The 11,039-nt window shown below is 38.9% G+C and carries 11 protein-coding genes and 3 pseudogenes; 6 read left to right on the forward strand and 8 right to left on the reverse strand.

Features of this window, described 5'->3' with window-relative positions:
- Positions 1-704 precede the first annotated feature (704 nt).
- Positions 705-908: an IS3 family transposase gene (locus tag Q0R37_RS12975; protein WP_294754941.1), complete on the forward strand. Its 204-nt coding sequence runs from the start codon at positions 705-707 to the stop codon at positions 906-908.
- 7 nt (positions 909-915) lie between these two features.
- On the opposite strand, the gene Q0R37_RS12980 is transcribed toward Q0R37_RS12975, so the two are convergent.
- The 7 genes and pseudogenes from Q0R37_RS12980 to Q0R37_RS13010 all read right to left on the reverse strand — a co-directional run bounded on the left by Q0R37_RS12980 (position 916) and on the right by Q0R37_RS13010 (position 7,047).
- Positions 916-1,176: an alpha/beta fold hydrolase gene (locus Q0R37_RS12980; protein ID WP_294754943.1), complete on the reverse strand. Its 261-nt coding sequence runs from the start codon at positions 1,174-1,176 to the stop codon at positions 916-918.
- Between the two features lie 321 nt (positions 1,177-1,497).
- Positions 1,498-2,319 (reverse strand): hypothetical protein, encoded by an 822-nt coding sequence (locus tag Q0R37_RS12985; protein WP_294754945.1) that lies wholly within the window; start codon positions 2,317-2,319, stop codon positions 1,498-1,500.
- 474 nt (positions 2,320-2,793) lie between these two features.
- Positions 2,794-3,837, reverse strand: a complete 1,044-nt coding sequence (locus tag Q0R37_RS12990) for a hypothetical protein (RefSeq protein ID WP_294754947.1) — start codon at positions 3,835-3,837, stop codon at positions 2,794-2,796.
- Between the two features lie 12 nt (positions 3,838-3,849).
- Positions 3,850-4,416 carry a sigma-70 family RNA polymerase sigma factor gene (locus tag Q0R37_RS12995; protein ID WP_294754949.1) on the reverse strand — a complete coding sequence of 189 codons (567 nt, stop codon included), beginning with the start codon at positions 4,414-4,416 and terminating at the stop codon, positions 3,850-3,852.
- 274 nt (positions 4,417-4,690) lie between these two features.
- Positions 4,691-5,173, reverse strand: a pseudogene (locus Q0R37_RS13000) (N-6 DNA methylase); the annotation flags it as partial.
- Between the two features lie 113 nt (positions 5,174-5,286).
- The gene (locus Q0R37_RS13005) at positions 5,287-6,480 is read right to left on the reverse strand and encodes a hypothetical protein (protein WP_294754951.1); all 1,194 of its coding nucleotides are present in this window, start codon (positions 6,478-6,480) and stop codon (positions 5,287-5,289) included.
- 15 nt (positions 6,481-6,495) lie between these two features.
- Positions 6,496-7,047, reverse strand: coding sequence for a sigma-70 family RNA polymerase sigma factor (locus Q0R37_RS13010; RefSeq protein WP_294754953.1), 552 nt, complete (start codon positions 7,045-7,047; stop codon positions 6,496-6,498).
- 227 nt (positions 7,048-7,274) lie between these two features.
- On the opposite strand from Q0R37_RS13010, the pseudogene Q0R37_RS13015 reads away from it, so the two are divergent.
- Positions 7,275-7,418 (forward strand): annotated as a pseudogene (locus Q0R37_RS13015) (terminase TerL endonuclease subunit); the annotation flags it as partial.
- A gap of 17 nt (positions 7,419-7,435) precedes the next feature.
- Here Q0R37_RS13015 and Q0R37_RS15700 read toward each other — a convergent pair.
- Positions 7,436-7,495 (reverse strand): annotated as a pseudogene (locus tag Q0R37_RS15700) (hypothetical protein); the annotation flags it as partial.
- Between the two features lie 110 nt (positions 7,496-7,605).
- Here Q0R37_RS15700 and Q0R37_RS13020 point away from each other — a divergent pair.
- The 4 genes from Q0R37_RS13020 to Q0R37_RS13035 form a co-directional block, all read left to right on the forward strand.
- Positions 7,606-8,142 (forward strand): macro domain-containing protein, encoded by a 537-nt coding sequence (locus tag Q0R37_RS13020; RefSeq protein WP_294754955.1) that lies wholly within the window; start codon positions 7,606-7,608, stop codon positions 8,140-8,142.
- A gap of 145 nt (positions 8,143-8,287) precedes the next feature.
- Complete coding sequence (locus Q0R37_RS13025) at positions 8,288-8,890, forward strand: AAA family ATPase (protein WP_294754956.1); 603 nt, start codon at positions 8,288-8,290, stop codon at positions 8,888-8,890.
- 147 nt (positions 8,891-9,037) lie between these two features.
- Complete coding sequence (locus tag Q0R37_RS13030) at positions 9,038-9,592, forward strand: RNA 2'-phosphotransferase (protein ID WP_294754957.1); 555 nt, start codon at positions 9,038-9,040, stop codon at positions 9,590-9,592.
- Positions 9,593-9,987: 395 nt separating this feature from the next.
- Positions 9,988-11,039 (forward strand): glycoside hydrolase family 11 protein (locus Q0R37_RS13035; RefSeq protein ID WP_294754958.1); only part of this gene is annotated, 1,052 nt, incomplete at its 3' end.

Genomic DNA, 11,039 nt, shown 5'->3' on the forward strand with positions numbered 1-11,039 from the left:
TCATATACTCTTTTATGGCACTATTTCTCGTTTACACAGAATTTGGGATTGACTCTGCGAAAAACAGCGAACTATCGTGCGGCATCTTTTTAGTCATGGACTGACATATCGGAACCCTTATTTTAATACTAAATAAGGGTTCTTTTTTATGTCCGTTAAAACTGTAAATATAGGCGAATATGGCTATATGCCGTTTTCTTTTGACTGCGCAGTGGCTGTTTAAAATGACGGAGTTTACATAAAAATTGCTGTATTTCTTAGTTCAGATAATAGTGCATTCCAAATGCTTCCGGATAATGTGTTCTTATTTTATTAACAAATTCTTTTTTAGTCATTTTACTCCCCCTTATCAGCTTTGACAATAAATTTATTAAGCATTATTTTGCAAAATCATTTTAACATTCCTGGTTTAAAAGCTAAATGTTTTTATTATTATATCATACTTTGTTTTTTGCGTCAATTATTGATACTAAATTTTGGTATTTTATAATCATAGATATATAAAATATCGCTTTGTTTTATGAATTTTTTGTATCCATATTACAAAACATAAACCTTAATTCACTATCTACCGCCCGTAGAATTTTAGGATTAAATTTGTTGCTCGTTTACAGTAAAACAACTACACATTCCGCAGAGAGCTTGTAACAAGCGAACGCATCCAGAGCCTCAGCGGTACTGCTCACTGCTATGACAACGCTTGCATGGAGAGCTTCTTTGCCACACTGAAAAAAGAAAAGCTGTATCAGATACCTACATACCGAATGAAGCGTGAAGAGGTCAAGACCATCATCTTCAGATACATCTTCGGTTACTACAACACCCAGAGGATCAACAGCTTCAATGCAGGTGGTCTCCCACCTGTGGCACTAAGAACTTCAACTGGGCTGGCTCACCACGCTGCCTGATATCTGCCTACTGTTCAAGCATATAGTTATATGCTTTTCTTTCTGACCTGATTTTATCCACACTCATGCCCATAGCTATGTAAGCTTCGTATTTTTCCGGATATTCCGCCGCCAATTTCAAAGCAATAGTTGTGCCGAAAGAATGTCCGATAAGGTAGATCTTATCCTGATCAAAACGCTCTCTGAGGTAGTCTGTTACTTCAACAGCATCTAATTTAATCTGCTCAGAGGTAATAGTTTCAGGCGGCAGATCAGGATCGTAAGACAAGGCAGTTCCTCTGTAGCATAAATAGCATACAGTGAAGTACTCATCTATTCCTGTCGGTTATTCATACTCCATACAGTATTCAGGTATACCTGGACCTCCGCCCATAAACAGTAAAACGGGATTATCTGCTTTTGATCCCTTTATTACCATTCCGAGCTTTGTTCCGTTAATGTCAATAAATGTTTTTTCGCATACCTCTGCATGATTGTTATTTGTTATTCTTCCTCTGCTTGGCGGAAACAGGATAAGCATAAGAATGAATAGTATAATAGCTATGATTGCAGATATTAACAGTATTTTCCTTATTATTTTTTTAGTAATTTATTCATTATAGTATGAGAACGGAACTCCGTCCGAAGCATTTTCCTGTGAATCATACCAATAAGCTTTGTTGTCAGCAGCCATGAACTTTATCGTACCACTGCCGTCTGTATATTCTATCATATTACTCATGTTCGAGCCGTCACTTGCATAGCTGACAGATTCCTTTGTACAATTGTTGTATGTCACTGTAACTGCCTCGGTGGTCGATGTAACATTTCCGCTCATTGTCCATACAGAAGAATCAGTAACGTTGCCGCTCCATGTTATTACTATTGAAGCCTGAGCTGTGCCGATGCAGGAAACATTCATGATGGCTCTGCCGTTAGAATATTTGCCGATGTAATTCATCAATGGATTCTGCTTGCCGTCCTGCTGAACCTTGTTTTCCGGATAGCAGAACTGATAGCCGGAATAGTAAGTTACCGTATCAGGTCCGTTTTCGGTTGTTACCGGCTCAACAACCACTATCCAGCATTTAAAGCCTTCTGGACTTGTTCCTTCTGTAACGCTGACGATATTTGCCCCAGATCCTGCCAGTTGTTTTACATTGCTGACCGCTGTTGCACGATCTACGCCAATTTTTTCAGAATTGTCATCGGCGGCAGTAGTTCTTTCGTCATTGCTATTAACAGTACTGTCTTCTGAAGATGGTTCTGTTGTTTTGGTTGTTGCTGCCTTGGATTCGGCAGTGGTCGTAACTGTTTCGGCAGCGGTTGTAACTGCCGGTTTGCTCTCGGTTGCAGTACCTTCGTTGCTTTTTCCGCAGCTTGCAAGTACAGTTGAAATCATAAGTACTGCGATAATGCTCATTCTTTTCATTTTATATTACCTCTTTCTTCAGGTCTAATATTGTAATATTCTTTTGAGCGTCTGCTTTGAATTTGTCATCTGTCTTCTGAGATTATACTGTGACAGACAATATGTTTAAGGTTCATTATATACCACACCATTATACCATAATCCTTCCATTTCATCAAGACAAAACGGGAAGTTCATATAAGTGTGGCACAAGCATATACATTTCATGGACTTCCCATTCCCTTGGCAAATACCGTGAGATAGCCAAAGATATAGACAACGCATATCATACCGCAAAAGCAGCATGAGGTTAAGAGAATCCGTGAAAGATTTCCTGCGAAAGAAATACAGCATAGTATCAAAGTGATAATAGCTTTTGTTTCAGCCGGTGCATTGAAATGTATCTTATAAGCAGGCTTGGGCCGTTTGAAGATAGTGATTTTACCATCTTTATCATCAGTAAGCATATATGCAGCTTATTCCATAGCTATAGGCTCATTCTGCGGCGGCGGCTGAAGTATCCTGGTAGTCATATTCAACATCCTTCTGATCGATTCTCCAGTCCTGAGCATCTTCATCGAATACTATTTTAAATGTTACTTCACCATGTGTTTCTTCAAATATTGCATTTGGTGTGTTATTAAATTTCCTTTTAAGCGTGAAAGAGTTTTCGGTCACATCAGTTACGTCTATCTGATCGTCTGACCAGTGATTATCTAAAATATATTCATTATTGAGACCTTTCTGATATAATTCGCCCTCATACTCGATAAATGTATATGCAAGATCTATTTTTCCGTCAGCCGGAAGAGTATCTGATGTAAATGAAGGTCCGAATAATTCATAGTTATTTGTGTACTCAGCATTTACAGAATAGAATGGATCATAATTTTTACCATAATAAGTATTGTATAGCTCCTTCAGACCATCCATAGTTTTTTCGGTAAGTCTTTCATCAATAGTTTTATAATATACCACATCAATATCAGTTGTCCAACCGTCATACTGCATGGTGTATTTAAGCTCTATACCCTTATTTGCATAATCCGCTTTTGTACGTGCTGCAATATCAAAGAAGCACTCATAATCCCAATAATTATCAGTAAGCTTATGTGCTGCTTCCTCTGGAGTTGAATACTTTGCCTCAGTTGCTGCTGTAGTTGTCTCAGTAGTGGTAACGTTTGTTGTTACAGAAGATGCAGTAGTAACATCTGTCTCTGATGATGAGCCTACAGGCGGAGCTGACATCTTCATATTGTGGAGCAGATAGCCTCCGCCGCCGATGCCGCCTGCGATTATAGCAATTGTTGCTGCCATACCTGCAAATTTTATCCATCTTGGACGATTGTATCTTTCTACACCGATTACGCTGTTATTATTTGCCTCATAAGCATCATTTGTTATATTCATTTTCTTTTTAGTCATATTAAACATCCTTTCTCTGGCTGAATCTGACAGGGACGGGTACTCTTTCGCAATTCTGTCCGCAGTTTCAAGATCAATGTCGAATTCATTGAACATTTCGTCTTTCTTATTCATACATATCCCTCCTTAATAATTTATGCCGACTTCACAAAGCATCTTTTTCAGCTTTTGTCTTGCCCGGACGCTTCGTTTCTGTACAGCGGCTGCTGTCATTGAGATTGCTTTTCCTATTTCAGCTACTGTCATATTGTAGTAGTACTGTTTTATTATTATCGACGTGTCAGGTTCGCCTAATTCTTTTATTTTATTAAGTAAGATGGAATTACGCTCTGACATCTCAGAAGATTCGATTATGTTTTCTCCCGACGATATTTCTCTCATTACTTCATCATCAGCAGATATCATTCTGTCAGCTTTTACATTAAGTTTTCTGTACATATCTATTGCTTTGCGTTTGGCGATAACACCGATAAAACCTTTCAGGTCACCTTCACGCTCACCAATATAATTTATCTTTTTGAATACTTCAGTAAAAACGTCACTCACACATTCCTCTATATCTTCCTTAGTACCACAGCTTTTAAGTTTAGCTGTGGCTATAACATAAACATAATTGCAGTATTCATCGAAAACTGCTCTCATGCCCTCTTCCGGAGATCTTTCCATGTGTTTCCTGAACTCCTGATCTGTCATATGTATTCAGCCTCCTATTCTTTTCAGCGATCGCTTTCATAATATACACTCGTACTTGTGACATCAAGTAGGACATTTTTTCTAAAAAATATTTTATCACACTTTTTAAAAGCTTTCAATGCTTTGTTAAGCGATGATAAGAAATGTGAAAAAATATTTCAGCTTATTGCAGGAAAACTTCATTATGACGAATTACAAACTAATGATCTTTCTGAGAAAATCGAAAAAATAAGACTTATTATCGTTAAACATAAGAAGAATAGTAAGTAACGGGATAGAAAAGCTGTGTCGGCATCGCAACGATACCCTCAACAAGGTCGTCCTCAATGATACGCTTTCTGATCTCACCCTCGCCGCTGGACTGTGTGGACAGCGCACCGTTAGCGAGTACAAGACCTATCTTGCCGTTAGGTGCAAAGTGATGTATCATGTGCTGGATCCATGCATAGTTGGCATTTCCGGCAGGCGGAACGCCGTACTTCCAGCGGATATCGTCCTGCAGCTTGTCCTGTCCCCAGTTGGAGAGGTTGAAAGGAGGATTGGCAAGGATAAAATCAGCCTTGAGCGTCTTGTGCAGGTCATTGAAGAATGTGTCAGCCTGATATGGTCCGAAGTCTGCATCAATGCCACGGATAGCCATATTCATCTTAGCCATTTTCCATGTGTCAGCGTTGGACTCCTGACCGTATACAGAAATGCGGTTACGGCTGCCCTGATGAGCTCCTACGAACTTTGCACTCTGTACGAACATAACGCCAAATAAACACAGTTCTTATGAAATATAGTTTACCTCCCGGATACCCGGGAGGTAAAACTGATTTCAATGCCTATTTCTGAACAGAATATGTTAATTTAGTGCTTAGCTATGATTTAATTAAGAAAAGCAAGATCAGATTCATCGACTGGTTCGATAGTATAATCTTCTTCGTTTTCGACACATACACGCTTAACACAGTCATTAAGCGCAGATTGTTTGAATTCTTCCTTTGACATAGGTAGTGGTTTTGCATCATCTTCTAAAGCTATATCGGTAATTGTGAATGTATAATGCGCGGAACCATAATTTTTTTCTTTAATGTCACTCTTCATCCATATACCTGTTTCATAATCGATCATTATTGTAAATTCACACGTGCATATATCAAATCCTTCTTCTTCATCAGAAAAAGTATTATATGGGAGCTTAATATCTGTTGTTCCGCTTATAACTGCACATTTTCTGCCAAGATACTCTTCAAAACCTGTAATATCCCAGTTATCAAGATTTTCAAGGAGATTCTTTCCATCAACTTTAAAATCACAGATTTTAAAGTTCAGTTCTTCATTTTGGAAGGTATAGAATTCTTTTTTGTTGCCTAATTCATTGGTATCAGGCTCGCTAATCCCAGCCGCATCATTATGATGGAAATATTCGATATAATTACTATTGTACACTACACTGCCATCGCCACGATAATATCCGCCATTTACTTTTCGTATTGCTGTATCCTGTGTATTATCGACGTAAACTTCGTTGTTTTCTTCCATATGATAACCGGTTTCATAATAAGATCGATATTCATAAGAATATGATATTTTATCAAAATTCTTTGTCATGCAGTTTTCACATATTGAGAATATCAGCTCCTTGGTTACATCAGACTGATCAATACTCTGTCCAGCATTGGTTTCATCGTTTACACTATTCGCCGTAGTTTCATTGTCATTTATGGTAGTTGTTTCTTCGGTTATTTCAGTAGATGTTTCTTCAGATACTTCAGATGACGGCATTGTACTTCTGTTATTTTTTAGCATAATTGCGCTGCCGCCGATAGCTCCGCCTACAAGAGCTATACTCATCACAGCTGCAGGGATTTTCTTCCACAGATGACGGCGTGTGTATCTTTCAACGCCGCTTACTTCATCGGTGAATACATTGTCATTACTGTTCATTCGTTCTTTGACTTTTTCGTACATTTTATCCTTCTGGCTTTGTTCTGCCTGAGGATATTCTGAAGACAGTCTTTCCAGAGTCTTTTCATCAGGATTCCTTAGCATATTTATTATTCTCCTTTTGTCTTTCATACTTATTCACTCCTATCAACAAAAGTCTGCGAGGACCTTTTTTAGTTTTTTCATTGCACGGCTTATTCTGGCACGTACCGCTGTTGACGAAAGCCCCACTATCTTTGCTATCTCTGACGACTTTCTGTCGTAGAAGTATTTTTGTATTATGATTATGGAGTCAGGTTCGCCGAGTGCCTTTATTGCGTTAATCAAAGCTTCGGAAACATTATTATTTTCAGCAGTCTGCTCTATATCCGTGCCGGAAACGAGCTCACCGAAATCATCGCTGTCAATGGAAATGGTATTGTTGGATTTCCTGTTTGATTTTCTTAGCATATTTATGGAATTTCTTTTGGCAACCGTTCCTATATAAGCTTTTAGTGAGCCGCCTTTGTCAGGATCATAGTTCAGCATAATATCTGCAAATGTGTCGATGACACATTCTTCTATATCACTCATGGATACATTTCCGCGAAGAATACGCAATGTGATCGCATATACATAGTTGTAGTAATGATCAAATAAAGCACGATGGCCATCATCAGGCGAATGCTTAAGCTTGTCATTTACTTCTCTTTCGCTCATTCCTTAACTCCTTTCATATTAATTTGAGACTGTTCAGCATGATAGTTTTTCATACCGGCATTCTCCAAACAGATCTGCTTTCACTTAATACATACAATTCAAGTATTGATATTGTGACACGGTTTTAAAAATTTTTTTATCAGCGAGAACTTCACGTCAGAATTACGGATACTATGCTGACCTACACATAATATTTCCTTGAAGGAAGAAGCCCTGGAAGCAAGGAGAATCCGATGCTGCGCTGGAACATGGACAATATTTTCATAAAGCTTGATCACGCGGGCAACATCAAGCCAGGCAAGGAAAAATCCACCGAAAAAATCGATGGATCTGTTGCAACTATAAGAAGATTCATACGTAGCAGATTGTAGTTACTTCCGTTTTTCTCAGTTGCATAAAAATGCCCAACCCTCTTTGTTGATAAATGGTTTTGAACTTCAAGAAGCAATGAACCGGAACCAGCGCAGCTATCTTGAACACTGGCATACGAACAAGCAAATAGATAAGATGCACTTCCTGTTTCATAGAGTTGAAGTGCTGTAAGAAAGGTTGATTATTATGAGTAAAATAGAGCTATTGAACGCTTCATGTGCAGATCAGACAGTAGATGCAGTTGTAAATGCGGCTAACAGCGGTTTATGGGCTGGCGGCGGAATATGCGGCGTTATATTCCAGAAAGCAGGCTTAAAGGAGCTTACAAAGGCTTGCTCTGCGTATAAGACTCCGTTAAATGACGGCGATGCTGTTATAACTCCTGCATTCAACATGACTAATGCTAAGCATATAATCCATGCGGTAGGACCTGATTTCTCATATACTCCTACAGCTTTTAAGGAGTTATTCGATGCGTACTATAATTCTCTGTGCGTATTAAAGGAAAATGGGCTTTACAGCATATCATTTCCGCTTATAAGCTCAGGTATTTTTGGCGGAGATCTGCCGGATTCTGCCGGTGAGTCTACTAAGCAGTGCTGCAGAACATACAATAAGTTCATTGCTGACTATCCTGAATATGATATAGAGGTGAAGCTTTGTGCCTTTACGCCCAGAGAAATGGCATCAGCTCAGAATGTTTTCAACAAGTTTATAAAATGATGAAACTCCCTGTGTTAACGCACAGGGAGTGATTTGTATCAATTATTAAGCAAAAGCAGATTATGCATATTTTTTATGAAAAATACTTGCATAAAATATTGTTTAGTGGTATGATAAAGAAAATGAAGTATTAGAAGCTGATAGAATGCTTATCTCTTTAAAGGTCAATAACTGCTTTATTTATAACACAGAAACAGAGTTTACTATGCGCTCTGATATGAGAAACAAGCATTTTCCAAACAATGTAGTGTCAGTAAACTCCACTAATGTATTGAAGTCCGCTATAATCATGGGTCCAAATAATGTGGGAAAGACCAACTTCATCAAGTGTATAGATGCCATAAGAGGCATAATGCTCAATGAGGGCAAGCGGATGGTACCGAATATATTCAATGCAGATAAGAACTGTGAATTCGCAATATCTTTCTGTGATAACAGTTTTGAATACAGCTTTGAGCTTAAGTATGATTTTCCAAAGAATGACTATATCTTTGAAAAGTTTTCAAGGATAACCTATGACGTCCATAAAAATAAGAAAGAAACCGTAATACTGCTCAGAGATACTAAGAATAAGGAATATAAGGATATGGATAATGCGTATCTGTATTCATTATCTGAATTCACAGCGGAAAAGGACGGAGTAAGAGATACAAGCGACCTTGTTGAGAAATACAAACGTGGCGTATTCGGTGCTCTTCCTGAGCCGAATCTGTTTGAATCTTTGCTGGAGGTGCAGAATAATGGCTAAACCTCCGATCAGTTATAGACACAGAGTATGCGTTATATGCGATGACTTGAAGATATCGAATTTATAATATACTCGTAAGTTGCTAACTCGTAATTCACTTAATTGGAAGATGTATATATTCAAAGGTTATTTGATTGAGGTGATAAGATGAACGAATTGTCGAAATATTTGTGTTTGCTCCTTCGTCACCAGCCTGAGAAAGCAGAACTGGTTATGGACGAACACGGTTGGGTATCAGTAGAACAGCTTATAGTCGGCGTTAATCGCCACAGCAGTTATAAGCTGGACCGTGAACTACTGGAGCAGATAGTAGCCGAAGACAATAAGGGACGTTACAGATTTGATGATAAACATGAAAAGATCAAGTGCTGTCAGGGACACTCGGTTCCTTGGGTAGAGCCTGAGCTTGAATATTGCGAACCGCCTGAGTTCCTGTATCATGGAACCACTACAAAGGCTCTTGAAGCCATTGAGGAGAGCGGAGCTATAAAGAAGATGAAGCGTCATGCTGTACATATGCAGGCAGATATAAGCAAAGCTTGGCAGTCTGCTGAGCGTTGGCACAAGACTCCAGTAGTGCTGAAAATAACAGCATTGGAAATGTACAAGGACGGATACGAGTTTGGAGTTACCGAAAATGAAGTCTGGTGTTCCGAGAAAGTACCTGTGAAGTATATTTGTGACAGGATCTATAACAGGTAATATGAAAGGAAGATATATACGAAATAAAGATTAGTATTAAACTAAAAGATGATAAATTATGATTTATGATAATATTTGTATGCTTAGCACAAATCACCGTAAACAGCAAGACTGAAATCACTGTATGCTTCAGGGGGACGATTCTTAGATAAGCGGTCCGGCTGAAAAGCAAAATAGAATATATTTAAACAAAATAATCCCCGTTTTTTGCTTTTTTCTTGTCATATATTGCTTTTTTCGCTGCATAATCTTTACAAATCATCGTAAATATTGTATATTATGAGTAAAATAAACAATACAGGATGTGGATTTGTGTGATATTTTATCCCACATCAATTAAAGAAGACAGAAAAAAGTCATAAAGAGAAAATAATGTATAGTGAGGAGTGATTTATTTGAAAAGCTTTAAAAGAATACTCAGCGGTACTATATCTGCAATGATGATCGCTGCAAATATGCCTGCAGCTGCATCTGTAAACGCTGCCGATCAGCAGATACTGGGAACTATCGGCGATTATGAATATGAGATGTGGAATCAGTCCTATCTGGGAGAAGTTTCAATGGAACCGGGCGAAGGTTCTTTCACCTGCTCATGGAGCGGAATTGAAAACTTCCTTGCACGTATGGGCAAGAATTTCGAAAGCCGGCAGAAAAACTACAAGGATATGGGAAATATCAAGCTTTCATACGACGTTGAATTCAGCCCAAGAGGAAATTCGTATATGAGTGTATACGGCTGGACAAGGAATCCTCTTATTGAATGGCATATAGTTGAAGGCTGGGGCGACTGGAGACCACCCGGAGACGGAACTGAGAAAAAGGGTACTGTGACTCTTAATGGGAATACATACGAAATTTTAAAAACAATACATTACAATCAGCCTGATCTCGACGGTACGGCAACAGTCCCTCAATACTGGAGCGTACGCCAGACAAGCGGTTCAAGAAATAATACAACCAACTACATGAAAGGCACTATCGACATATCCAAACACTTTGACGCATGGTCAAAGGCAGGACTTGATATGTCGGGTACACTTTGTGAAGTCTCCCTTAACTTCGATGGCTTCAGATCAAACGGTTCAGCAAACGTAAAGGACTTTTCTTTATATGTAGTTCCGAGTCCTCAGCCTGAAGATTATAACGACGACGGCGATAACGCAGACAGCGGTAATTCAGACATCGAAAACGAAATAACTTATGAGGGCGCAGGCAGCACTGAGGGCGCAGCAGTTCACCAGAACCTTGACTATAAGTACAAAAAGGGCGGCGACGGATTCAAGGATTACATGGGACCGTACTTCCGTCTCGGTGCTGCCGTAACCGGCTACGAGCTCAACAATACACAGGCTCAGGAATTCGTCAAGAAGCACTACAACTCTATAACCTGTATGAACGAAATGAAGCCTGATTCTATCGTTAAGAGCGTAAACGGTGATGAAGTAGA

Origin of the sequence: uncultured Ruminococcus sp. (assembly GCF_946415235.1) — a bacterium.
Classification (GTDB): Bacteria; Bacillota; Clostridia; order Oscillospirales; family Ruminococcaceae; genus Ruminococcus.

Excerpts from the sequence above, each read along its gene's own strand:
- Q0R37_RS12975 (WP_294754941.1), top strand. The coding sequence starts at position 705 with ATGGAGAGCTTCTTTGCCACACTGAAAAAAGAAAAGCTGTATCAGATA.
- Q0R37_RS12985 (WP_294754945.1), bottom strand. The coding sequence starts at position 2,319 with ATGAAAAGAATGAGCATTATCGCAGTACTTATGATTTCAACTGTACTT.
- Q0R37_RS12990 (WP_294754947.1), bottom strand. The coding sequence starts at position 3,837 with ATGAATAAGAAAGACGAAATGTTCAATGAATTCGACATTGATCTTGAA.
- Q0R37_RS12995 (WP_294754949.1), bottom strand. The coding sequence starts at position 4,416 with ATGACAGATCAGGAGTTCAGGAAACACATGGAAAGATCTCCGGAAGAG.
- Q0R37_RS13005 (WP_294754951.1), bottom strand. The coding sequence starts at position 6,480 with ATGAAAGACAAAAGGAGAATAATAAATATGCTAAGGAATCCTGATGAA.
- Q0R37_RS13010 (WP_294754953.1), bottom strand. The coding sequence starts at position 7,047 with ATGAGCGAAAGAGAAGTAAATGACAAGCTTAAGCATTCGCCTGATGAT.
- Q0R37_RS13020 (WP_294754955.1), top strand. The coding sequence starts at position 7,606 with ATGAGTAAAATAGAGCTATTGAACGCTTCATGTGCAGATCAGACAGTA.
- Q0R37_RS13025 (WP_294754956.1), top strand. The coding sequence starts at position 8,288 with ATGCTTATCTCTTTAAAGGTCAATAACTGCTTTATTTATAACACAGAA.
- Q0R37_RS13030 (WP_294754957.1), top strand. The coding sequence starts at position 9,038 with ATGAACGAATTGTCGAAATATTTGTGTTTGCTCCTTCGTCACCAGCCT.